Origin of the sequence: Paludibacterium yongneupense DSM 18731, assembly GCF_000422925.1 — a bacterium.
GTDB lineage: Bacteria > Pseudomonadota > Gammaproteobacteria > Burkholderiales > Chromobacteriaceae > Paludibacterium > Paludibacterium yongneupense.
On record NZ_KE383957.1, the window covers coordinates 229,917 to 251,892 of the forward strand.

At 63.2% G+C, this 21,976-nt stretch carries 31 protein-coding genes; 15 read left to right on the forward strand and 16 right to left on the reverse strand.

Annotated features, from left to right (window positions below):
• Window positions 1-21: 21 nt before the first annotated feature.
• Genes G520_RS0115535 through lipA form a run of 3 tightly spaced genes read left to right on the forward strand, consistent with a single transcriptional unit; the run spans window position 22 to window position 1,859 of the window.
• Window positions 22-291: an HP0495 family protein gene (locus G520_RS0115535; protein WP_028536450.1), complete on the forward strand. Its 270-nt coding sequence runs from the start codon at window positions 22-24 to the stop codon at window positions 289-291.
• Window positions 292-915 (forward strand): lipoyl(octanoyl) transferase LipB, encoded by a 624-nt coding sequence (lipB, locus tag G520_RS0115540; RefSeq protein ID WP_028536451.1) that lies wholly within the window; start codon window positions 292-294, stop codon window positions 913-915.
• Window positions 912-1,859 (forward strand): lipoyl synthase, encoded by a 948-nt coding sequence (gene lipA / locus G520_RS0115545; protein ID WP_028536452.1) that lies wholly within the window; start codon window positions 912-914, stop codon window positions 1,857-1,859. The genes lipB and lipA overlap by 4 nt, the downstream gene beginning before the upstream one ends.
• Before the next feature lie 95 nt (window positions 1,860-1,954).
• On the opposite strand, the gene G520_RS0115550 is transcribed toward lipA, so the two are convergent.
• The 3 genes from G520_RS0115550 to G520_RS0115560 form a co-directional block, all read right to left on the reverse strand.
• Complete coding sequence (locus tag G520_RS0115550; RefSeq protein WP_036666393.1) at window positions 1,955-2,185, reverse strand: hypothetical protein; 231 nt, start codon at window positions 2,183-2,185, stop codon at window positions 1,955-1,957.
• A complete protein-coding gene (locus tag G520_RS0115555) occupies window positions 2,182-2,604 on the reverse strand; it encodes a putative toxin-antitoxin system toxin component, PIN family (protein ID WP_028536454.1) in 423 nt (140 codons plus the stop codon). The genes G520_RS0115550 and G520_RS0115555 overlap by 4 nt, the downstream gene beginning before the upstream one ends.
• A 428-nt stretch (window positions 2,605-3,032) precedes the next feature.
• Window positions 3,033-4,130 (reverse strand): NADH:flavin oxidoreductase, encoded by a 1,098-nt coding sequence (locus tag G520_RS0115560; RefSeq protein ID WP_028536455.1) that lies wholly within the window; start codon window positions 4,128-4,130, stop codon window positions 3,033-3,035.
• A gap of 137 nt (window positions 4,131-4,267) precedes the next feature.
• Here G520_RS0115560 and G520_RS23100 point away from each other — a divergent pair, with 137 nt between their 5' ends.
• Complete coding sequence (locus G520_RS23100; RefSeq protein ID WP_051229447.1) at window positions 4,268-4,903, forward strand: TetR/AcrR family transcriptional regulator; 636 nt, start codon at window positions 4,268-4,270, stop codon at window positions 4,901-4,903.
• Window positions 4,904-4,964: 61 nt separating this feature from the next.
• Here G520_RS23100 and G520_RS0115570 read toward each other — a convergent pair whose 3' ends face one another.
• Complete coding sequence (locus G520_RS0115570; protein ID WP_028536456.1) at window positions 4,965-6,341, reverse strand: amino acid permease; 1,377 nt, start codon at window positions 6,339-6,341, stop codon at window positions 4,965-4,967.
• Window positions 6,342-6,653: 312 nt separating this feature from the next.
• Between G520_RS0115570 and G520_RS23105 the strand changes: the two genes are divergently transcribed.
• The 3 genes from G520_RS23105 (at window position 6,654) to G520_RS23115 (ending at window position 8,758) form a co-directional block, all read left to right on the forward strand.
• Entirely contained in the window at window positions 6,654-7,436 is a 783-nt protein-coding gene (locus G520_RS23105; protein WP_051229448.1) for a substrate-binding periplasmic protein, read from the forward strand.
• Window positions 7,437-7,641: 205 nt separating this feature from the next.
• Complete coding sequence (locus G520_RS23110) at window positions 7,642-8,073, forward strand: MarR family winged helix-turn-helix transcriptional regulator (RefSeq protein WP_036666394.1); 432 nt, start codon at window positions 7,642-7,644, stop codon at window positions 8,071-8,073.
• A gap of 22 nt (window positions 8,074-8,095) precedes the next feature.
• Window positions 8,096-8,758: a cytochrome b/b6 domain-containing protein gene (locus G520_RS23115; RefSeq protein ID WP_036666395.1), complete on the forward strand. Its 663-nt coding sequence runs from the start codon at window positions 8,096-8,098 to the stop codon at window positions 8,756-8,758.
• 16 nt (window positions 8,759-8,774) lie between these two features.
• Here G520_RS23115 and G520_RS0115590 read toward each other — a convergent pair whose 3' ends face one another.
• Both G520_RS0115590 and G520_RS0115595 read right to left on the reverse strand, forming a co-directional pair.
• Complete coding sequence (locus G520_RS0115590) at window positions 8,775-9,209, reverse strand: c-type cytochrome (RefSeq protein ID WP_028536457.1); 435 nt, start codon at window positions 9,207-9,209, stop codon at window positions 8,775-8,777.
• Window positions 9,210-9,273: 64 nt separating this feature from the next.
• Window positions 9,274-9,468, reverse strand: a complete 195-nt coding sequence (locus G520_RS0115595; protein ID WP_028536458.1) for a hypothetical protein — start codon at window positions 9,466-9,468, stop codon at window positions 9,274-9,276.
• A gap of 136 nt (window positions 9,469-9,604) precedes the next feature.
• Between G520_RS0115595 and G520_RS0115600 the strand changes: the two genes are divergently transcribed.
• The 6 genes from G520_RS0115600 to G520_RS0115625 are packed head-to-tail and all read left to right on the forward strand — an operon-like array spanning window position 9,605 to window position 13,611.
• On the forward strand, window positions 9,605-10,039 hold the full coding sequence (locus tag G520_RS0115600) for a Fur family transcriptional regulator (RefSeq protein ID WP_028536459.1): 435 nt from the start codon (window positions 9,605-9,607) through the stop codon (window positions 10,037-10,039).
• On the forward strand, window positions 10,039-10,965 hold the full coding sequence (locus G520_RS0115605) for a CobW family GTP-binding protein (protein WP_028536460.1): 927 nt from the start codon (window positions 10,039-10,041) through the stop codon (window positions 10,963-10,965). Before G520_RS0115600 ends, G520_RS0115605 begins: the two co-directional genes overlap by 1 nt.
• A gap of 18 nt (window positions 10,966-10,983) precedes the next feature.
• A complete protein-coding gene (locus G520_RS25720; protein WP_281424746.1) occupies window positions 10,984-11,112 on the forward strand; it encodes a hypothetical protein in 129 nt (42 codons plus the stop codon).
• A complete protein-coding gene (locus G520_RS0115615) occupies window positions 11,109-11,852 on the forward strand; it encodes a metal ABC transporter ATP-binding protein (RefSeq protein ID WP_028536461.1) in 744 nt (247 codons plus the stop codon). The genes G520_RS25720 and G520_RS0115615 overlap by 4 nt, the downstream gene beginning before the upstream one ends.
• On the forward strand, window positions 11,849-12,727 hold the full coding sequence (locus tag G520_RS0115620; protein WP_211222849.1) for a metal ABC transporter permease: 879 nt from the start codon (window positions 11,849-11,851) through the stop codon (window positions 12,725-12,727). The genes G520_RS0115615 and G520_RS0115620 overlap by 4 nt, the downstream gene beginning before the upstream one ends.
• Window positions 12,727-13,611 carry a metal ABC transporter solute-binding protein, Zn/Mn family gene (locus G520_RS0115625; RefSeq protein ID WP_028536463.1) on the forward strand — a complete coding sequence of 295 codons (885 nt, stop codon included), beginning with the start codon at window positions 12,727-12,729 and terminating at the stop codon, window positions 13,609-13,611. The genes G520_RS0115620 and G520_RS0115625 overlap by 1 nt, the downstream gene beginning before the upstream one ends.
• Here the strand turns inward: G520_RS0115625 and G520_RS0115630 are convergent.
• Window positions 13,595-14,272: a sulfite exporter TauE/SafE family protein gene (locus tag G520_RS0115630; RefSeq protein WP_028536464.1), complete on the reverse strand. Its 678-nt coding sequence runs from the start codon at window positions 14,270-14,272 to the stop codon at window positions 13,595-13,597. The two genes, G520_RS0115625 and G520_RS0115630, sit on opposite strands and share 17 nt — an antisense overlap.
• 228 nt (window positions 14,273-14,500) lie before the next feature.
• Here G520_RS0115630 and G520_RS0115635 point away from each other — a divergent pair, with 228 nt between their 5' ends.
• A complete protein-coding gene (locus G520_RS0115635; protein WP_028536465.1) occupies window positions 14,501-15,283 on the forward strand; it encodes an enoyl-CoA hydratase-related protein in 783 nt (260 codons plus the stop codon).
• A gap of 56 nt (window positions 15,284-15,339) precedes the next feature.
• Here G520_RS0115635 and G520_RS0115640 read toward each other — a convergent pair whose 3' ends face one another.
• The 7 genes from G520_RS0115640 to G520_RS0115670 are packed head-to-tail and all read right to left on the reverse strand — an operon-like array spanning window position 15,340 to window position 19,510.
• Window positions 15,340-16,137 carry a peptidylprolyl isomerase gene (locus G520_RS0115640; protein ID WP_028536466.1) on the reverse strand — a complete coding sequence of 266 codons (798 nt, stop codon included), beginning with the start codon at window positions 16,135-16,137 and terminating at the stop codon, window positions 15,340-15,342.
• 21 nt (window positions 16,138-16,158) lie between these two features.
• Entirely contained in the window at window positions 16,159-16,953 is a 795-nt protein-coding gene (locus tag G520_RS0115645) for a peptidylprolyl isomerase (RefSeq protein WP_028536467.1), read from the reverse strand.
• A 19-nt stretch (window positions 16,954-16,972) separates the two neighbouring features.
• Window positions 16,973-17,239 (reverse strand): BolA family protein, encoded by a 267-nt coding sequence (locus tag G520_RS0115650; protein ID WP_028536468.1) that lies wholly within the window; start codon window positions 17,237-17,239, stop codon window positions 16,973-16,975.
• The gene (locus G520_RS0115655) at window positions 17,236-17,541 is read right to left on the reverse strand and encodes a YciI family protein (RefSeq protein WP_425516766.1); all 306 of its coding nucleotides are present in this window, start codon (window positions 17,539-17,541) and stop codon (window positions 17,236-17,238) included. The genes G520_RS0115650 and G520_RS0115655 overlap by 4 nt, the downstream gene beginning before the upstream one ends.
• On the reverse strand, window positions 17,538-18,074 hold the full coding sequence (locus tag G520_RS0115660; RefSeq protein WP_028536470.1) for a septation protein A: 537 nt from the start codon (window positions 18,072-18,074) through the stop codon (window positions 17,538-17,540). Before G520_RS0115660 ends, G520_RS0115655 begins: the two co-directional genes overlap by 4 nt.
• A 57-nt stretch (window positions 18,075-18,131) precedes the next feature.
• Complete coding sequence (locus G520_RS0115665; RefSeq protein ID WP_028536471.1) at window positions 18,132-19,073, reverse strand: SPFH domain-containing protein; 942 nt, start codon at window positions 19,071-19,073, stop codon at window positions 18,132-18,134.
• Entirely contained in the window at window positions 19,073-19,510 is a 438-nt protein-coding gene (locus G520_RS0115670; protein ID WP_028536472.1) for an NfeD family protein, read from the reverse strand. Before G520_RS0115670 ends, G520_RS0115665 begins: the two co-directional genes overlap by 1 nt.
• Window positions 19,511-19,639: 129 nt before the next feature.
• On the opposite strand from G520_RS0115670, the gene G520_RS0115675 reads away from it, so the two are divergent.
• Window positions 19,640-20,260, forward strand: a complete 621-nt coding sequence (locus tag G520_RS0115675) for an IMPACT family protein (RefSeq protein WP_246542760.1) — start codon at window positions 19,640-19,642, stop codon at window positions 20,258-20,260.
• A gap of 2 nt (window positions 20,261-20,262) precedes the next feature.
• Here G520_RS0115675 and tmk read toward each other — a convergent pair whose 3' ends face one another.
• Both tmk and G520_RS0115685 read right to left on the reverse strand, forming a co-directional pair.
• Window positions 20,263-20,937, reverse strand: coding sequence for a dTMP kinase (tmk, locus tag G520_RS0115680; RefSeq protein WP_051229449.1), 675 nt, complete (start codon window positions 20,935-20,937; stop codon window positions 20,263-20,265).
• Between the two features lie 106 nt (window positions 20,938-21,043).
• Window positions 21,044-21,928, reverse strand: a complete 885-nt coding sequence (locus G520_RS0115685; RefSeq protein ID WP_211222850.1) for a LysR family transcriptional regulator — start codon at window positions 21,926-21,928, stop codon at window positions 21,044-21,046.
• Window positions 21,929-21,976: the final 48 nt, after the last annotated feature.

The window sequence follows — 21,976 nt, forward strand, 5'->3', positions numbered from 1 at the left end:
CGCTAGCGAGGTGAGTCGTCGATGAGTGAAGATCGTAAGGACATAATGGAGTTCCCCTGCCGCTTTCCGCTGAAAGTGATGGGCGAACGGCATGAGGCGTTTGCCGCCACCATTATCGAGGTCGTGCGCGAGCATGCGCCCGACTTGGCGGAGCACGATGTGGTGGCGCGCGACAGTTCGGGGGGGCGCTATATTTCGTTGACGGTGACGGTGACGGCCGTGTCGCGCGAGCAGCTCGACCGCATCTATCTCGCATTGACTGGCCATGCCATGGTCAAGGTGGTGCTGTAGATGGACTGTCGGGTCAAGCATCTCGGGCGGGTGGCCTTCGAGCCGGTGTTCGACGCCATGCAGGCTTTCACGTCGGCACGCACGCCGCAGACGATCGATGAAATCTGGTTTCTCGAGCACGAACCGGTGTATACGCTGGGACTGGCCGGCAAGACCGAGCATGTCTTGCGCGAAACCGATATCCCGCTGGTGCGCACCGACCGCGGCGGGCAAGTGACCTACCATGGCCCGGGCCAGCTGATCAGCTACCTGCTGATCGATTTCAAGCGCATGCATATCGGTGTGCGCGAGCTCGTGCGCCGTATCGAACAATCGGTCATCGACCTGATGGCCGACTTCGAAATCGCCGCCCATGGCGACGTCGATGCGCCGGGAGTCTATGTCGGCAGCGCCAAGATCGCCTCGCTGGGGCTGCGCATCCGCAACGGGGCCGTCTATCATGGCCTGTCGCTGAATGTGGACATGGACTTGACGCCGTTCGACTGGATCAACCCCTGTGGTTATCCCAACCTGAAAGTAACGCAAATCAAGGATCTGGGGGTGTCGCTGAGTGTGAGCGAGGTCGCCGAACGGCTGCTGCCGCATCTGCGCGCCAACCTGTCCATGGCAAAGGAGACAAAATGAAGGTGGACAACCAGGCGGGTGTGAAACACAAGGGAGCGGCCAAGACGGCGCGCATCCCGATCAAGATCGTTCCGCTGGACGAAAAGCTGAAAAAGCCGGAATGGATACGCGCCAAGCTGCCGAACGGCCAGCGTTTCCAGGAAATCAAGAGCATCCTGCGCGAGCAGAAGCTGCACACGGTGTGCGAAGAAGCCACCTGTCCGAATATCGGCGAATGCTTCAGCAAAGGGACTGCGACCTTCATGATCATGGGCGATATCTGCACCCGTCGCTGCCCGTTCTGCGACGTCGGGCACGGTCGTCCCAATCCGCTGGACGCGGCCGAGCCGCGCAATCTGGCCGAGACGGTGGCTGCGCTCAAGCTGCGCTATGTGGTGATCACCTCGGTCGATCGCGACGACCTGCGCGATGGCGGTGCCGACCATTTCGCCGAGTGCATTCGCGAAGTGCGCACGCTGTCGCCGGGAACCCAGATCGAAGTCCTGGTCCCCGATTTCCGCGGCCGCGTCGAGATGGCGATCGGGATTCTTGGCGCGACCCGTCCCGACGTGATGAACCATAATCTGGAAACGGTGCCGCGCCTGTACAAGCAGGCGCGTCCGGGGGCCGATTACGAGCATTCGCTGGCCCTGCTCAAGGCCTACAAGGCGAGCAACCCCGAGGTGCTGACCAAGTCGGGTCTGATGGTGGGGCTGGGCGAGACCGACGAAGAGATCCTGGACGTCATGCGCGACATGCGCGCGAGCAATATCGACATGATCACCATCGGCCAGTATCTGCAGCCATCGGACGGTCACTTGCCGGTGCTGCGCTACGTCCATCCGGATACCTTCCGCATGTTCGAGGAGAAGGCGCTGGAAATGGGCTTCAAGCATGCGGCGGTCGGCGCGATGGTGCGTTCGAGCTACCATGCCGACGAGCAGGCGCATGGTGCGGGGGCGTGATGACGATTTCAGCGCAAAAATGGATTGATCAGCGCTGATTTGTGCGTAACATCGTTTAATTGCATTAAAAAGCCGCAGCAACGCTGTGGCTTTTTCTATTTGTCAGAATTCTCGCCCATCGCTTTTTCGAGAAGGGCCATTCCGGCCTCAATCTGACCTTTTCCACGAGCAGCCCGGACCTGAAAGCGGGTTTCTGCGTCGAATTCGGCCAGCATCAATGTGGCCATTTCATCTACCAGCCTGTTGACGCTGGTGCCGCGGGCATGGGCAAGTGCTTTCAGGCGTTGATACTTTTCATCGGCCAAACGAACGGTCAAAGCGGTCATCGATGTAACTCCTGCAAGATTACTTCCGGTCCGATGATTCGGAGGTGGGGGAAATTTAGTTCCATGTTCGCGACATCCCGCAGGTTTCGCGTCACGATGGCTTGAGCTGACCCGGCAATCGCAAGTTCCACCAAGTGATTGTCGCCTTCGTCGCGAAGATTGGGGCGCCACGCGTAGTAGATGCGCACCCATTCGCAGCACGACAGAAAAACATCCAGCAATATTTCGCGTTCGTCGGCATTCAAGCGGCTGCGCTGAAACAAGTCAGGCCGATGGAGTACGTCCTCGTACTCGTTAAACAGCGTCGTGCCTATCAGCGGGGTCAGTTCGCCGCGCAGGCAGGCTGCAACCGTCTGGTTGGCGGCGCCCAGGCCCAGGCAAGCGCCTAGAAAAATAGTGGTGTCCAGAACGACTCTCATGGTTTGATGGTAGCATATTTGCCACCAATGTGCGTTGTCGACCGTGCTTAAGGATAAGGGGTGGGTTCGCGCCATCACCTGATGTCGATGAGTGTGTGCCGAGTTTTTCGGGCAGATTTCCAATCTTGGTACACGTGATCCTTGTAAATGGCTATTCGGTACAAAGGATCGATGTATGACAGTACAAAATATTGGCTGATTTGTGCGTAATATCGTTTAATTGTATTAAAAAGCCGCAGCAACGCTGTGGCTTTTTCTATTTGTCAGAATTCTCGCCCATCGCTTTTTCGAGAAGTGCCATTCCGGCCTCAACCGCATGGAGCGAAACGCCGCCGAAAACGGCGCCATGGCCGCTGCCCGCGGCGGCAGCCCTGCCATGGCCACGATCCGGACGGGGGCGCCGTCGCGATGGGTGTGCTCGTGCGCGCTCAGACCAGCGTGCCCAGGGCCGTACGGTCGAAAGGCTTGAGTTCGTCGAAGCGGCCCGCGCCGACCTTGCGCGCCCAGTCCGGGTCGACGATCAGGGCGCGTCCGACGGCGATCAGGTCGAATTCTTTGCGCTCCAGGCGTTCGAGCAGCCCGTCGATCGAGGCGGGCGTCGAGCTTTCTCCGCCGAAGGCCGAAATGAAGTCGCCCGACAGTCCGACCGACCCGACGCTGATCGTCGGCTGGCCGGTGAGTTTCTTGGCCCAGCCGGCGAAATTGAGCTCCGAACCGCTGAACTCGGGTTCCCAGAAGCGGCGTTGCGAGCAGTGCAGGATGTCGGCGCCCGCCGCGACAAGCGGCGACAGCCAGCTTTCCAGTTCGTGCGGGGTATGCGCCATGCGGGCGGTGAAATCCTGCCCCTTCCACTGCGACAGACGCACGATGATGGCGAAGTCCGCCCCCACTTCCGCGCGTACGGCCTGGATGATTTCAGCGGCGAACCGTGTGCGCTCGCGCAGGGTCGCGCCACCAAAGCGGTCCTGGCGCGTGTTGGTGGCGTCCCAGAAGAATTCGTCGATCAGATAGCCGTGCGCACCGTGCAGTTCGACCGCGTCGAAGCCGAGCCGCTTGGCATCGCCGGCGGCGCGGGCAAAGGCCGCGATCGTGTCGGCGATGTCCGACTCCGACATCGGTTCGCCAACTTTCTTGCCGGCGAGCAACAAACCCGAAGGGCTGTCGATCGGGGTCGGCGCCCAGCCGGCGGTTTGCCCTGGAACGGCGCCCACATGCCAGAGCTGGGGCGCCATCACGCCGCCAGCGGCGTGTACGCGGTCTATCACCTGTTTCCAGGCGGCCAGTTCCGCTGCGCCGTGAAAGCGCGGAGCATTCGGTTCGTTGAGCGACGCCGCGCGCGCCACGCCGGTGCCTTCGGAAATGATCAGGCCCACGTCGCCTGCCGCGCGCAGGGCATAGTAGTCGGCCACCGCCTCGTTTGCCACCCCGCCCGGCGAGAACATGCGTGTCATCGGCGCCATCACGATGCGGTTTTTCAATGTCAGCGATTTATATTCGAATGGGGAAAACAGGGCTTGGGTCGGCATGCTTGGTGACTCCGAAAGGGTGGGGGGGCAGACGCGCTGTTACGGGTGATGCTCAGGCTGTATACTTTATGTAACGATCGTTACGATATTAACCGTCTGTCTGGAAGAATTCAAGAGTGACCGATACAGAAATAAACATGTCTCCCGGCCGCGGCCGGGGCCGTCCGCGCGCCTTCGATCGCGATCAGGCACTGGACACGGCCTTGCAGGTTTTCTGGCGACTTGGTTACGAAGGGGCCTCGATCAGCGACCTGACCCAGGCAATGTCCATTTCCCCGACCAGCCTTTATGCCGCCTTCGGTTCCAAATCCGGCTTGTATCGCGAAGCGCTCGAACGCTATGGCTCGGGCGAGGGGGCGTGTTCGGTCGGGCCTTTGCGACCGGACGGCAGCGTGCACGACGCGGTGTCCGCCGTGCTGCGCGAGTGTGCGGTCCGCTTTGTCGACCCGGCGCACCCGCCCGGGTGCATGATTTCGACGGCCGTACTTGCCTGCGCCGAGGAAAACGATGCCGTGGCCGACCATCTGGCCGAGTTGCGGCGGCGGGCAATGGCGGCATTTGTCGCACGGGTCGACAAGGGGAAGGTCACGGGCGAACTATCCGCCGCAACCGATTGCCTGGCGATTGCCCGTTTCTACGGCGCCATCATCCAGGGCATGTCGGTTCAGGCCAAGGATGGAGCGGGAGCGGACGAGCTCGCGCTTGTTGCCGAGATGGCGATCGGGGCCTGGGACGATGTCTGTGCCCGCGCCATGGCAGCGGGCAGTGTCTGAAGCGACACGTGCCGGCGCGCGGATGGTGCGCGCGCCGGCACGGGGAGCTGACGGGAAAGGGTTACGGCGTCTGTGTGGCGCGCGCGGGAGCCGGCTGTGCCTTGTTCTTCATATAGAAGCCGACCCAGAGCAGCAACACCCACAGCGGCAGCACGTAGACCGAGATCGCCGCCCCCGGCGTAAACAGCAGGATGCCGAGGATCATGATCATGAAGGCCAGGCAGATCCCGTTGGAGAGCGGGTACCAGAGCGCGGGGAAAACCAGCTTGGCGCCGCCCTTGGCCTGCCGGAACTTGAAGTGGGTGAGGCTGATCATCGCCCAGTTGGTCACGAGTGCTGCGACCACCAGCGACATCAGGATGCCCAACGCTTCGCCCGGCAGTACATAGTTGAGAATCACGCAGGTAAACGTGGCGAGTGCCGAGAATAGCGTGGCATTGGCCGGTACGCCGCGGCGGTCCAGTTTTTTCAGCGCGGCCGGTGCGTTGCCTTGTTCGGCCAGGCCGTACAGCATGCGGCTGTTGGCGTAGACGCAGCTGTTATATACCGACAGTGCCGCCGTCAGTACGACGAAATTGAGGACGTGGGCCGTTGCGCCGGCTCCGATTTGCCGGAAAATCATCACGAAGGGACTGCCGCCAGCGGCAACCTTGCTCCATGGGTAGAGCGACAGCAATACTACCAGCGAGCCGATGTAGAAAATCAGGATGCGATAGATCACTTGATTGACGGCCTTGGGAATCGCCTTCTGCGGATTGGCGGCTTCGGCCGCGGTCATGCCGATCAATTCCAGCCCGCCGAAAGAGAACATGATCACCGCCAGCATCATGAACAGGCCGCTGAAACCATGCGGGAAGAAACCGCCGTCGCGCCACAGATTGCTGACTGTTGCCTGCGGGCCGCCCGCGCCCGACCACAACAGATAGCCGCCGAACAGGATCATCGCCATGACGGCGACCACCTTGATCAAGGCGAACCAGAATTCGGCTTCGCCGTACGATTTGACGTTGGCGAGATTGATGCCATTGATGGCGATGAAGCAGACCAGTGCGGTTATCCAGGTCGGCACTTGCGGCCACCAGAACTGAACATACTGTCCTACCGCCGTCAGTTCGGCCATGCTGACCAGAACATAGAGCACCCAGTAGTTCCAGCCGGACAGAAAGCCGGCGAAACGCCCCCAGTAGCGATAGGCGAAGTGGCTGAACGAACCGGCGACCGGTTCTTCGGCGACCATCTCTCCGAGTTGGCGCATGATCAGGAAGGCGATGAAGCCGGCGATGGCGTAGCCAAGAATCATGGACGGGCCAGCCGCTTTCAGTACGCTGGCCGAGCCCAGAAACAAGCCGGTGCCGACGGCGCCGCCGAGGGCGATCAACTGGATATGCCGGTTTTTCAGCTCGCGCTTCAGTCCGGAGGAGGGGGGGGTGTCGCTCACGTTGGTTTCTCCATGTGTTGAGCTGCCCGCGCGGCTCGTACGCGCGACAGGCCGCCATCTAACCATCGTCGCCCGCAAGCGTCAAACGTGTTTTTGCAATATTAATTCTAAAAAATCCATTTTTATTTGTATTTTAACCAGATTTATCCGTTATATTTGGCACACAATTTCATTGTGTTGCCAAATGATGGCACCATGCCTCAAATTGCGCCTATGCACCAATTCGGATCGTGATTTGATGTGTATCAGGCGGGTTGACGGCTGGTGCTGATGGGCGTTTCTGCTTAGACTCAGAACGGGCTGGAGGTGCTCATGCGCAAATTGCCACGTGTTCTGCTGTTTGTCCTGGGACTGGCTGCTGCCGCTTGCCAGGCGGCGCCCCGCGTGCTCGACATCGTCTTGTCCAATCCCGAATATCCCCCCTATCTGGGCGAGTCTCTTCCCGGCTACGGGCTGCTGTCGCGTATCGTCAGCGCGGCATTCGGGCTCGAGCATGTCAGGGTGCGTTATGTCTTTTATCCTAACAACCGGGCTTTGCAGGCGGCCCGCAACGGTGTGGTGGATGGCAGCCTCGGCTGGGCGGTGACTGCCGAGCGCCAGCAGGATCTCTTGTATACCGACCCGGTCATGCGGTTGCGCATGGTTTTTTTCCAGCGCGCCGAGCGCTCGATTCCATGGAGGTCGTTGAATGATCTCGGCAGCTACCGCATCGGCGTGACGACGGGCAACAGCTATTCCGATGAGTTTGCCCGGCTGCAGGATATCGGGATGCTGCATACCGAAGCGGCGGCCGACGATCTTTCCAATTTCCGCAAACTTCTGGTCGGGCATATCGATCTGTTTCCCATCGATGCCGAAGTGGGGGAAATGCTGCTGGCACAGCATTTCAGCGCTGCGCAGCGCTTGCGGCTGACTTATTCGCCGCACTCGTTCTGGAGCGCCGATATGCATGTGGTCATATCGCGCAAGCAGGCGCAAGGCCCCGAATTGGTGCGCCGCTTCAATCTGGGTTTGAAGCGGTTGCGCGCGAGCGGCGAGGCGCAGCGCCTGGTCGAAAGCATGCGCCGGGAAATCGCACTCGCGGCCGGGCGCTGAAGGCCTGTCTGGTCGCAGGGTACCGTCCCTGGGGGCGATGCCGTGCCGCTGCGGTCTTGGTCGATGGGCCCGGCCGTCCGTGTCATCCCGGTCTCGTCTCTTGCCTGTCTGTCGGTAGCGGGAGCGGGCGTGTAGCGGGTATCCTTGAGCCGGGAGCACAAGGTGCCGTTTGTCAGAATTGATCGAAGCAGGCAGGAGTCGATACATGGTTGAAGCCGACCGCAATTTATTGCAACAGATCGGGCGTACCGGGCGCGCGTTGGTGGCCGCTTTCGAATTCAGGGTCGGGCACCCTCTGCCACGCTGGCGCATACTGCGCGCCATGTCGGCGGAAGACGGCATGACGCAGAAGTCGCTGGCGAAAATATTGATGATGGACCCGGGCTCGCTGACGCGGCAGATGAAGCTGCTCGAGGCCGAAGGCCTGGTGCGCCGGCGCACCGATCCGGACGACAACCGTCTGACCCGGGTGGCGTTGACCGAGGAGGGACGCGCCGTGATCGTGGAAGGCGAGCCATTGCGGCAGGCGTTTTTCAACGAAGCGCTGGGCTGCGTCGAGCCGGAGCAGCTCGAAGCGGCCATGTCGGTGCTGCAAACGCTGGAAGCGCATTTTGGCCATGTTGCCGTGGTGCAATGAGCGGCGCGGCGAACGAGGAGGGATGATGGAGGAGCGTGAAGTCACGGTATGGGATGTGCCGACCCGTCTGTTTCACTGGACGATGGTATTGCTGCTGGCGGTGATGGCGGCGACAGGGAAGATCGGCGGAGGCTGGCTGGCATTGCATCTGCGCTGCGGGGAGGCGCTGGCGGTGCTGGTGCTGTTCCGGCTGCTTTGGGGGGTGATCGGCAGCCAAAGCGCGCGCTTTGCCGATTTCGTCGGCGGCCCGTCGACCGTGCTGCGATACCTCAGAAGCGGCGACGCGCCGTCGGCTGGCCACAATCCGCTCGGGGGCTGGATGGTGCTGGTTCTGCTGGCCTTGCTGGGGGGGCAGATTTCGAGCGGCTTGTTCGCCGCCGATGTCGACAGCTATCTTTTCGACGGCCCGCTGGCGCATCGTATCGCACCGGCGCTGGCCGAGGCCGTGACTGGCTGGCATAAGCGCCTGTTCAATCTGCTGCTGCTGCTGTCCCTGTTGCATGTCGTCGCCATTGCCGGCTACCGCGTGCTGAAAAAGCAGAATCTGCTGTTGCCCATGGTGACCGGGCGCAAGCGCGTACCGGCCGCAGCCGGCGTGCCATTTCTCGCGTCATGGCGGCTGGCGCTGGCGAGCCTGCTTCTGGCCGTATTGCTGGTGGTGGGAGCCCTGCTGGCGCTGGGCTGACGGGGCGCGTCGCCGCTCAGCGTTCCGGGCCGCGGAAACTGTCGTGGCAGGATTTGCAGCTTTGGGCGACGACGGCGTAGCTTTTCTTGATCGCGGCGAGGTCGCCGCTTCTGGCGACGGTGTCCAGCGCGTCGACGGCGGCGAAGAAGCGGGTCTTCTCAGCAGCGAAGCGGGCGGGTTGGCTCCATATTTCCGGTTTGGCCCGGCTCTTGCCGTCGATGCTGTTCGGCGGAAACAGGGTGAAGGGCTGGCGGGCCGCCAGCTTGAGCGCATCGGCGTGCTGGATGAACGCGCCTTTTTTGTACGGGTCGCGTTCGCGAACCATCAAGCCCATCGGTTCGAAGTCGAGCAGGACCTGTTTGAAGGCGTGCTGGCGCTCCGCGCCGCCAGGCGCCGCCATGGCCGGCATGGCGACAAGGGCAGCGAGGCCGGCGGTCAGTATCAATTTCATCGTGGTTGTTTCCAGGCTTGTTGCCGCGCTCGGGAATCCGGGTCCCGTCTCGCGCAGGGCCGAATCAGAAATCGAGCATGTCGATATGGGCTGAGAACTTGGCCAGATCGTCGCGATCGCAAGACGCATCGCCACCGGCCGGCGAGCCGGAAGCCGCCGTCCATTGTTCATTGCTGGCCACGCAGGCGGAGGCGGATTCGGCGGCGAAACTTTGACTGGTCGCAAGGGCGGCCAGAATTGCTATGAGCATGTATTTCATGCAGATAATCCTCACGGCTTTATAGGAGTATATGGGGATGCTATCACAGTCTGAGAGGGAATCGGTACGGCGAGCTGTTAAGTCTTGTGAATGACTTATGTTATACTGTAACGCTAATCCAACATCGGAGTCCGGTATGGACGCTGTCAGCTATCTGTCTCAGGCCGAACGCCACTGCGCCCAACGCGGGTGCCGACTGACCGAGCTGCGCCGGCGTGTGCTGGAGCTGGTCCTGCGCCATGATGGTGTGGTCAAGGCGTATCAGGTGCTGGCGGATCTGCAGCGCGAGCGGGGACCGGCGGCGCCACCGACCGTCTATCGCGCCCTCGACTTTCTGGTTGAGCAGGGTCTGTTGCACCGGGTCGAAGCGCTCAACGGTTTTATCGTGTGCGAACATTTCGAATGCCATCACGATGGCCTGTTCCTCGTGTGCCAGGATTGTGGCCGCGTATTGGAGCTCGATGCGGCGCAAGGGCTGTCGTCCTTGTGCGCCGCCACGGCGCAGCTGGGGTTTACCATCGCGCCGCAAAACCTGGTGTTGACCGGTACCTGCAAGGCGTGTCTGGCATGATGAAAAAAACGGTAGTCAATCTGTTTTCGGGTTTTCTCGGGGTCGGGAAAACCACGGCGCTGCGACATCTGATCGCGCATCGGCGCCCGGGCGAAAAATGGGCGGTGATCGTCAACGAGTTCGGTGAAGTCGGTATCGACGGCGCGGCCCTGAGCGATGGCGAGCTGCCGGTGGCGGAAATCGCCGGCGGCTGCCTGTGCTGCGTCGCGGGTCCGCAGATGACTGCCACCGTGGCGACGCTGCTGCGACGCGAGCGGCCGGACCGCCTGCTGATCGAGGCCAGCGGCCTCGCACATGCCGCCGGCGTGGTCGACGAACTGCGGCGCAAGCCGCTTGGCGATGCCCTGACCCTGGGCGCGGTGCTGACGCTGGTCGATGCCCGCCAGTTCACCAATCCCGACTACTGGCGACAGCCGTTGTATCGCGATCAGGTCGCGCTGGCCGATGTTTTGATCGCCAACAAGATCGATCTGGCCGACGTGGCGACGCTGGAGGCATTCCGGTGCCAGGCGCAGGCGCTGTTCCCGGCCAAGGCCAGGATTGCGGAAGTCTGCCGTGGCGAAGTCGATGCGGACTGGCTCGATCTGGCGGTCGGCCGTGTCGATACGCGATATCGTCCGGCGCTTGAGCGTGCGGCCATCGCTCCCCATGCGGCGCAAGGCTGGGTATTTCCGCCTGAGACCGAATTCGAGGGCGAGGCGCTGGTGAGCTTTTTCGAGCGGCTGCCGGCGCTGGTGCCCGGCCTGGTGCGCGCCAAGGGCGTGTTTCGCGTACAAGACAGCTGGGTCTGGCTCAACTGGCTCGAAGGGCAGTGGAATGCGGTCGAGGTTGCCTGGCGGCGCGACAGCCGCTTCGAAGCGATAGCAGAGGGCGAGGTCGATGCCGTCGCGCTCGAGGCGGCGCTCTGCGCCTGTCGGCAACGGTAACCGTCTTAGAAGATGAATATGAACGATTTGCGAGAACGCCGCATCAGCCTGTTGGCGATGTCGGCCGGTCAGCGCCTCGCGCTGGCCCTCATTGCGGCCGGTGTGCTGTGGGCGCTGGTGGCTTGGGCGCTGGGAGCGCGGTCATGAACGTGATCCTGGATAATGTGACGGTGTCCTACCAGCGGCATCCGGCCGTGCATCATGTCTGCGGCGAGTTCGCCGCGGGCGAGGCCACCGCGATTTTCGGCCCCAATGGCGCCGGCAAGAGCACCTTGCTCAAAACCATGATCGGGGCGCTGGAGCCCGACTCCGGGCGTGTCTTGCTCAATGGGTTCAAGCGGCAGCAGATTGCGTATCTGCCGCAGCAGTCCGAGATTGACCGTAGCTTGCCGGTCAACGTGCTGGATCTGGTCAGCACCGGACTGTGGCAGCGCACCGGCCTGTTCGGCCGAGTCGGATCCGCCGGCTGGCGCGCAGCGCGCGCGGCCCTGGCGATGGTCGGCCTCGAAGATTTCGCCGAGCGGCCGATTTCCGCGCTGTCCAGCGGGCAGTTCCAGCGTGTGCTGTTCGCCCGCATCCTGGTGCAGGACGCGCGCCTGATTTTGCTCGATGAGCCGTTTAACGCCGTTGACGCGCGCACGACCTACGATTTGCTTGAACTGGTGCGCGCGTGGCGCGAACAGGGCCGTACCGTGATCGCCGTGCTGCACGACTACGAACAGGTGCGTGCCTTTTTCCCGCAGACCTTGCTGCTGGCACGTGAAGTGGTGGCCTGGGGGCCGACCGACAAGGTGTTGTGCGAAGCCAATCTGCGTCAGGCTGTCGACAAGGCGCACCATTGGCATGAGCATGCTGCGGTGTGCCATGTAAAAGCGGAGGCCGCATGATAGGGCATCTCTATGGCTTGCTGGTGCAGCCTTTCATCGAATTCGGCTTCATGCGCCGGGCGCTGGTCGGCTGTCTCGCCCTCGCGCTTGGCAGCGGCCCCATCGGCCTGTTCCTGATGATGCGCCGCATGAGCCTGGTTGGCGACGCGATGAGTCATGCCGTGCTGCCCGGGGCGGCGGTGGGGTTCATGCTGGCCGGTTTGAGCCTGCCCGCGATGAGCCTGGGCGGCTTTGTCGCCGGCGTCAGCGTCGCCTTGCTCGCCGGGCTCGCGACGCGCTTTACCACCATACGCGAAGACGCGAGCTTTGCCGCGTTCTACCTCGTCTCGTTGTCGCTTGGGGTGCTGATCGTATCCAAGAGCGGCAACAATATCGATTTGATGCATCTGCTGTTCGGTTCGGTGCTGGCCGTCGACGATGCCGCCCTCTACCTGGTGGCCGGCGTCGCCACTTTTACCTTGCTGGCGCTGGCGCTGATCTATCGGCCCTTGCTGCTTGAAAGCCTCGATCCTGTCTATCTGCGTGCGATCGGTGCCTATGGCGGTATCTGGCATATGGTGTTCCTGGTCCTGGTGGTGCTGAATCTGGTTTCCGGTTTCCAGGCGCTCGGCACGCTGATGGCCGTGGGTTTGATGATGGTGCCCGCCATTGCCGCCCGGCTGTGGGTCAATTCGGTCGGCGCGATGCTGGCCATGTCGGTGTCGGTGGCTTTCGTCTCCGGCCTGGGGGGCTTGTTGCTGTCCTATTATTTCGATCTGCCGTCGGGCCCCGCGATCATTCTGTTTGCCGGTGTGTTCTATCTGTTGTCCCTGCTGCTCGCGCGTCAGGGGGGGGCCTTGCCGCGCTACTGGCGCGCGCGTCATCTGGAGAGTTGATGAAAAGATCGATGCAATGGGGGCTGGCGGCGCTGCTGGCGTGTGCGCTGTCGACGGCGCTGGCCGGAAAGCTTCCGGTGGTGGCGAGCTTCAGCATGGTGGCGGATATGACGCGCCAGGTGGGGGGCGACAGGGTTGACGTGACTGCGCTGGTGGGGGCCGACCAAGATGCGCATGTGTTCCAGCCGGCTCCGGCCGATGTCCGGCGCCTGTCGCAGGCGCGCGTGTTCGTGGTCAACGGCCTCGGCCTCGAGGGCTGGCTCGGGCGGCTTACCGGTTCCGCCGGCTTCAAGGGGGTGACCATTGTGGCGAGCCGCGGCGTTACGTCGTTGAAGGCGAGCGGCGGCGATGAGGCCGGGGGCCTGGATCCCCATGCCTGGCAGGATCCGCAGCGGGTCCTGCGCTATATCGCCACGATCCGCGACGGTTTGATTGCCGCCGACCCGGACGGTCGCGCCGGCTATACTGCCCGCGCGGCGGCGTTTTCCGCGCGCGTGGCCGCGCTCGATCGCTGGGCCGCCGCCGCCTTTGCCGCCGTGCCGCCCGAGCGGCGCAAGGTGTTGACGTCGCACGATGCCTTCGCCTACCTCGGTGCGCGCTATCAGATCCGCTTCCTGGCGCCGCAAGGGGTCAGCACCGATGCCGAGGCCTCGGCGCGCAAGGTGGCTGAGCTGGTTCGCCAGATTCGGCGCGAACGGGTCAAGGCGGTCTACTTCGAAAACATGAGCGACCAGCGGGTGCTGCGCCAGATTGCCAACGAAGCCGGGGTCGCTGTCAATGACAAGCTGTATTCGGATGCCCTGTCCGATGCCCGCGGCCCGGCCGCGACATGGGAGGCGATGTTCCGCTACAACGTGTCGACCCTGCTCAAAGCGCTGAAGTAAGCGCCAATCGCGTCAGTTGCACCGCGCCGAGCGCGGCGACGGCCAGTCCCGCCAGCAGGCGGACTGGCCGTTTCTGCATCCACTGGCGCAGGGTCGTCGCGAAGGCGCCCATGGCCAGCAGATTGGGAAGCGTCCCCAGTCCGAAAGCGGCCATGCAAAGCGCCCCTTGCATGGCTCCGCCGCTGGCTAGCGCGGACAGGCTGGCGCTATAGACCAGGCCGCAAGGCAGCCAGCCCCATATGGCGCCGGCGCCGAGTGCGCGCCACGGCGAACGCAGCGGCAGCGAGCGGGCTGCCAGCGGCTGCAGCCGACGCCATAGCGGCCGTCCGGCGCTTTCCACCAGCCGCACCGCTGAAGACAATCCGGCCAGATACAGGCCGAGCGCGATGATCATGATGTTGGCCAGTGCAAACAGGACGATCTGTCCCGGTCGCGCCCACTGCGGCGTAAGTCCGAGCTGAGCCAGCCCGCCGAGCAGTGCGCCGATCGCGATATAGCTGGCGATGCGCCCGAGATTGTAGGCGAACAAGTAGGGCCAGCGCGACGAACCCTGCGGCAGGCCGAAGGTCAGGGCGGTGACGATGCCCCCGCACATGCCCACGCAATGGCCTCCGCCGAGCAGGCCGGTCACGAACAATACCCAAAAACTGGTTTCTATCATTATCGTCGCTTGCCATGCCACGGATTCGCGGCAGAGTCCCGCGTCACGCCGGATGGCATGCGCGCGCCCATTTTAGCAGCCCTTTCCGCATCGGCGTAGCCGGCATGCCTGTGGCAAGGCGGTGGTCGGTGCTTATTTTGTTGGCATTGTGGGACGCTCGGGGCTAGAACGGAACAGAGACGTCGGTACACGACGCGCGATGTTCGGGGTTGTTGTCAGGGAGCCATAATGGGCCAATTTTTGATGCAGGAGCAGTTGGGGCTGGCTGCGATCGTGACGTATCGGAATCCTCCGGGCAATGTGTGGGTGCTGGAGGCGGTATGCGAGCTGGCCGAAACGGTGACGGCGCTCGGCGCGCGCAGCGATATCCGCGCGCTGGTTCTGACCGGTGCAGGCGATGCCTGTTTCAGTGTCGGCAGCGATTGCGCGGCACTGAGCCTGGGCGGCGCCGCGTTTGCAGAACGCTGGGCGGCGGCCTGGGAGGCGGCGCTGGGCGCGCTCGATCGCTACCCCGGGGTGACGGTGGCCGCGCTCAATGGCGATGCCATGGGTGTCGGCCTCGGTTGCGCGCTCGCGTGCGACTTCATGGTCGTCGAACGCCGTATCAGACTGGGGATGCCGGAGACGCGGATGGGGCTCGTTCCCCTGGCCGGATGCAGCAAGCGCCTGGTCGACAAGGTCGGGCAGGCGTGGGCCAAGCGGATTTTGCTCGGTGGCGAAGAGGTGGATGCCGAGCTGGCCTGCCGCATCGGTTTGGCTGAGGAGCTGGTCGATCCCGGCTGCGCCAAGATCGTTGCCCTCAGCCTGGCGGGCAAGGCGGCGCGGCAGGGGGCTCAAGCGGTCGCGGCGACGCGCGGGCTGTTGCGCGAAGCGGCCTCTTCAACGCTTGCCCGGCAGGCGCAGCACGAGCACGAGTTGTATCTGCGCTTGCTGGCGGGCGAAGAGGCGCGCGAGGGGCTGGCGGCACTGGCGGCCGGTCGCGTGCCCGGGTGGGTTCCGGACGAGGATTGAAAACGGCGCAGCGCGGAAGTCGTGCTTCCGCGCTGCGCCGTCGTTTCCGCTGTCGCTTATTGCAGCTTGATGCTGGCTTTGGCCTTCAGGTCGGAAATGTACTTGTCGATGCGTTGTCCCAGGATGCGCTGCTCGAGCTGCGGGCGCAGCGAATCGAGAGACGGCGCTTCTTCGGTGCGGATGTCGTCAAGCTTGATCACATGCCAGCCGAACTGGGTCTTGATCGGTTGCGGCGTCACCTGGCCCTTGGACAATTTGACCATGGCCTGGCTGAATTCCGGGACGAAGCTTTCCGGGTCGTTCCAGCCCAGATCGCCGCCATTGGCCTTGCTGCCGGTATCCAGCGATTTTTCGCGAGCCAGGCGTTCGAACTGGCGGCCTTTCTTCAGCGCGACGATGATCGCGCGTGCTTCGGCTTCGGTCTTCACCAGAATATGCTCGGCATGGTAGCTTTTCTTGACCGGCATCTGGGCCTTCAGCTTGTCGTACTCGGCCTTGAGGTCGCTTTCGGTAACCGGGTTGGCCTTCTGGTAGTCCTGGATCAGGTGGCGGGCCAGCGTCATGGCCTGCAGGTTTTCAAGCTCGATGCGAACATCGGGCTGCTTGTCCAGACCCTTGCGTACCGCTTCCTGGCGCAGGACTTCGGCGGTGATCAGTTGATCGCGCGCCTGGTCTTGCGGCTTGCCGGCGCTTTCGTCCGCCTGGCCTTGACCCTGTTGTCCCTGCATCATGGCGGCGACGGCGTCGATCCGGGCCTGCGAAATGGTGGTCCCGTTTACCGTCGGATCCGCCGCCATCGAGGCGGAGGAGAGTACGGCGGCGACGAGCGTGCTGATCAGCAGCTTTTTATTCATGGTTGTCCTGTCGGTTGAAGTTTACTGAACCTGCGCCTTGCTGCGCAGTTCGGAAACGGCCTTGTTGATTTCCTCGTCCACCAGCTGACGCTGGAGTTGGGGCTTGACCTGCTCGTACGGCGGGATTTGCGCCGGGCGTACATCTTCGACCTTGAAGACATGCCAGCCGACATTGGTGCGTAACGGCGACGTCGATGCCTGGCCTTTCTTCAGGTCTTTCAGGGCATTGGCCAGGGCCGGCGGCACCATGTCCAGATTGTTCCAGCCGATATCGCCGCCACTCTGCTTGGCCGACGGGTCGAGCGAGCGCGTACGGGCAAGCTGGTCGAAGCGCGAGCCTTTCTTCAGGTCGGCGATGACTTTCTCGGCTTCGCCCTCGGTCGAGGTGACGATCTGGAAGGCGTGAACTTCACGCGAGTTCTTGTACTTGGCCACCAGGCTGTCGTAGCGCGCGCGGATGGCCGTTTCGGCGATCGGCTCGTGCTTGACGATGTCACCGAACAGGGCATCCTGCAGGATGTTCATGTTGGCTTCGGCGATTGCATTGATCACGTTCGCATCCTTGTCCAGGCCGCGACGGCGCGCTTCCTGCAGGATGACTTCGCGGTTGATCAGCCGGTTTTTCAGGTCTTCGCGCAGTTGCGGCGTGTCGGCGGTCTGGCCGTTGCTGCTCTGGATGACGGTGTTCACTGCACGGTCCAGCTCTTTCTTGTCGATGGAAGAGCCGTTGACGACGGCGATCGATTCGGCGGCGGCAAGCATGGGAAGTGCGGCGGCAAGACTGATGACGATCGTGGACAGACGGGAAATTCGCATAAGAGTCCCTTGGGTAAAATTAGATTTCTTCCGGAGATTTCACGTTGATGACCAGCGCGTGAATCCGGTTCGGCATGAGGTCGGCCAGGGCCTGGTGAACGAGGCGATGGCGGGCGACGCGGTTCAGCCCGGTAAAGCGCGGGCTGACGAGGGCAAGACGGTAGTGGCCGCCACCGGCGCGCGCGCCGGCATGTCCTGCGTGGGCGGCGCTGTCGTCGATCAGCTCGATGTGCGTGGCGTCCAGCGTGGTCAGGCGACTGAGGATTTCGTCCCGGATGTCGCTCATGCCGGATACACCTGCCGTATCGGCTTGACCTCGACGTCGGCATAGACGCCAGCCGCCCAGTACGGGTCGGCATGGGCCCATTCGCGCGCGGCCTCGAGCGACTCGAATTCGGCGACGATCAGGCTGCCGGTGAAACCGGCGGGACCCGGGTTGGCGGCGTCGATGGCGGGCAGAGGCCCCGCCAGCGCCAGCCGACCGTCGGCTTGCAGCGCGTCGAGCCGGGCCAGGTGTTCGGGGCGGACCGACAGGCGGCGCTCGAGCGAATCGGCGACGTCGCGGGCGTAGATGACGTAGAGCATCAGTTTTCTTCCTCGACAATATAACGTCCGAGCACCAGACTCTGCGCCACGGCAAAGACCACCATCAGTCCGAGTCCGCCAAACAGTTTGAACTTGACCCAGATGTCTTCGCTGAAGTGGTAGGCGACGTACAGGTTGAGCGCACCCATCAGCGCGAAAAAGACGATCCAGGCGTAGCACAGGCCGCGCCAGACCGGTTTCGGCAGCGCGATCTGCTTGCCCATCATGGCCTGTATGCCGTTTTTGCCCAGCCACTGTCCCACGAGCAGACCGCCGCCCATGATCCAGTAAAGCACGGTCGGCTTCCACATGATGAAATGCTTGTCATGCAGCAGCAGGGTCGCGCCGCCAAGCACCACGACCAGGCCCAAGCTGACCCATTGCATGGTATCGATGACGTGGCCGCGCAACCAGGCATATCCGACCTGGAGTACCGTCGCGACGATGGCGATCGCCGTCGCCAGGAAAATGTCCTGGCGAATGGAATAGACTGCGAAAAACAGCAGTACCGGGAAAAGGTCAGATAGAAATTTCATGCGGGTGATTATGCGGGCGAGTGGGCCGCAATTCAAGACACCATGCGCCAGTTGTCATTAACGGGAAACCTGTTTCACTACCGAGAGTGCACTGGCGACCAGGCTGCCCACGTCGGCGACGTTGGCGGGCAGGATCACCGTATTGCTCTCGCGTGCCAGGTTGGAGAAGGCGGCGACATACTGTTCGGCGACTTTCAGGTTGACGGCTTCGATGCCGCCTTCCTGCCGGATGGCGCCCGCCACGCGGGCCAGGGCATCGGCCGTGGCGTCGGCGACCAGACGCAGCGCATCGGCCTGTCCCTGGGCGCGGTTGACGGTGGCGAGCCGTTCGCCTTCGGACTGGTTGATATTGGCCCGCATCTCGCCTTCCGATTTCTGGATGGCGGCTTCGCGTGCGCCGTTGGCCAGATTGATCTGCTCCATGCGCCGCCCCTCGGATTCGGCGATGCGTGCGCGTTTCTCGCGTTCGGCGGTGATCTGCTGCTGCATCGAGTGCAGGATTTCCTGCGGCGGCACCAGGTCCTTGATCTCATAGCGCAGGACTTTCACGCCCCAGCTGACGCCTGCCTCGTCGAGCACCGCCACGACGGTGCGGTTTATCTCGTCGCGTTCTTCGAATGTCTTGTCCAGCTCCATCTTGCCCACGACCGAACGCAGGGTCGTCTGCGCGAGCTGGGTGATGGCGACGATGTAGTCGCTCGCGCCGTAGGACGCGCGTTGCGGATCGGTGACCTGAAAGTAGATGATGCCGTCGACCTTGAGCTGGGTGTTGTCCCGGGTAATGCAGATCTGGCTCGGCACGTCGAGCGGGATTTCCTTCAGTACATGGCGATAGGCGATACGGTCGATGAAAGGAATGATGATGCTCAATCCCGGCGGCAATGTGGCGTGATAGCGGCCGAGCCGCTCGACGACGAAGGCATGCTGCTGCGGCACGACCTTGACCGCCTGGATCACGAAAATCACGAAGGCGGCAAAAAACACGAGTGCAAATTCCATTATTCGTCCCTGTCCGGTTTGTCCAGCGTAAGCAGCAACAGATTGCCTTCCTTGCCCGCGATGAAGGCGGAGCCTCCCGGCAAGGGCGGGGTGCCTTCGAGGCGGGCGTCCCACTCTGTGCCGCGGAAGTGCACTCGCAGGCGGTCGCCGCCTTGTGTATAGAGAATGATCACGCGCTGGCCGATGTCGGCGTCGTCCGGCCCGGGCAAGGGCATGCGCTTCAATCGCCGCCGCCAGCGGGTGACGAGCAGCAGGGCGGCCAGACCGACTATCACCGCCGTCCCCAGCTGCAGCGGCAGCTGTTCGGTGTAGCGGGCGGCAAAGCCGCCGCCCGTCAGTGCGCTGGCCACGACCAACAGATAAAACGTCCCCGAAAGAAATTCCGCCGCCAGTGCGAGCACGGCAAGGACGAACCACAGGGTGGGGCTTGCGCTCATGAGCTCCGTTCCTTCGGATTGTGCGGCATAGGTGCCCATTGTGGGTCCAGTGCCGGATGATGACAAGTGGAAGCGCAATGCCATCGCCGCGGCTCGATTTGAGTCTGGGGGGCGGATGCCACACAATATATGCCTTCATACGACAGCGACTATTCGAAAATGTTCCAGCTGGACGCGCCGGTGATGGCCGAAATCGAAATCCGCAAGAGCCGCTTCATCGCCTTGCTCCACCCGGTTGCTTCGCGTGCCGAGGCCGAGACGCTGATTGCGGCCGCGCGGCGCGACTGGCCGGATGCGAGGCATTACTGTGTGGTGCTGCTGACGGCATCGGATTCGATGCTCAACGATGACGGCGAACCGGGCGGAACGGCCGCACGACCGATGTACAACGTGTTGCAGCACAAAGGTCTGGTCAATGTGCTGGCGGTGGTGGTGCGTTACTTCGGCGGGGTAAAGCTGGGCGCGGGCGGCCTCGCGCGCGCCTACGGGCAGGCGGTGAGCCAGGCGCTGGGCGAGGCCCGGCTCGTTGCGGTGACGCCGATGCGGGAGCAGCGGATCGGGGTGCCGTTCGCCATCGAGTCGGCGCTGCGGCGGCGCTGCCAGCAGGCCGGCATCGCCATCGGCGCCGTGGAGTACGGCGATGCGGTGACCGCGACGCTATCGCTGGAAGTCGCGCGCGCCGACGCGCAGCTTGCCGAACTGGCCGATGCCTTGAACGGGGCGCTGACGCTGCTGGCCGACCCCGACTGAACTCAGTGCCCGGCGCGGCGCGCGCGGGCGACGGCGGCGTGGATTTCGTCGCCGATGACGGACAGGGATTTCAGGCGACCTTCTTCGTCAAGGCAGCCTATCCGTGCCCAGCCGCGTTCGGCGGCCAGATGGCGGAAGTTTTCCAGCGCGATCTGCAAATGGTCTTTCGACGCTTCGTGCAGGTCGTGGCTCTTGTCCGTGTAGGCGCGCTTCTCCTTTTGCGCGACCAGTTCCTGTGATTTCTTGACGTCCATGTCGAGAAACACCACCAGATCGGGCGCGGGGATGTGCAAGATGTCTTCCTCGACTTCGACGATCCAGGATGTCAGCGCGGCGCGCTCGTCGGCCGGGACGCGCGCGGCCTGGTGCGCGATATTCGATCCGGTGTAGCGATCGCAGATCACGTCTTCGCCGCGGGCCAGCGCGGCGCTGATGCCTTGCAGTGCCTGATAGCGGTCGAGCGCATAGAGCAGGGACGAAAACTTGACCGGGACGGTGTCCAGAGAGCCGTAGTCGCCGTTCAGGTAGCGCCCGACTTCGCGCCCGAAGAAGGTGTCCTGATACTGGGGGAAACGGATCAGCGTGACCTGCCGCCCTTCGTTCTGCAGTTTTTCGGCCAGTGCGGCGGCCTGGGTGCCCTTGCCGCTGCCATCGATTCCTTCAATTGCTATCAGCACTATATTTCCTTGGATTGGACCCGGTCCGTGACGGTTCTCGCCGCCCGCGCCGGCGCGGGCGGCATCGTGCGCATTGTACACTGACTGCGGTCGACCCTGAACCGCGTCAGCCGGTCGGCCACAGGGGCTCGCGCATCGAATCGCGCATGGCATCGATGAAGCGGCGCAGTTTGGCCGGATAGAAGCGGGCGTAGGGATAGAGCAGGTATACCGGCAACGGCGCGGCGCGCCAGCCGGGCAGCACATGGATCAGATCGCCGCGTGCGACATCGTCCTCGACCAGCCAGCCGGAAACGACGGCCACGCCCAAGCCCTGCATGGCGGCATTGCGCAAGGCATAGACGCTGTCGGTATACAGGCGCGGGCGCAGCGTCAGCGTCTGTGTCGCACCGCTGGCGTCGCGCAGTTCGATCTCGTTGCGATAATACGTCGAGAAGGCGAGCCAGGGCAGGGCCGCGAGCGCGGCGGGCGAGGTGGGGGCGGGGACGCCCTGCAGCAGGGACGGCGAGGCGACCATGACCCGCGGCACGTCGGCGAGCTTGATCGCCACCAGCGCGGGGTCGACGCCCTCGCCGACGCGTATCTGGCAATCCAGCCCTTGTTCCACCAGATTGGGCGCACTGTCGGTCAATTGCCACTCCACCGACAGAGCGGGGTAGCGGCGCAGAAACTGCGCGAGCGGGGCGAGCAGGTGCTGCTGGCCGAATGCGTGCGGTACGACGACGCGCAGCAAGCCTTCCGGCTCGTCTATCGCCCCCCTCAGGTCGGACTCGAATGCGCCCCACTCATCGATGAAGGCGCGCGCCTGCTCGTAATAGCGCGCGCCGGCCTCGGTCAGTGTCATCGTGTGCGTCGAGCGTTGCAGCAGCCGCAGGCCGAGCGTGCGCTCCAGCGTTTGCAGCCGGCGGCTGACGGTCGGCTGCGTGGTGCCAAGCTGTTGGGCGGCAGCGGAGAGATTGCCGGCTTCGACGATGCGGATGAATGTTTGCATCAGTGCGAAGCGGTCGGGAGGCGGTGTTGTCATACGCTTAGTGTATAA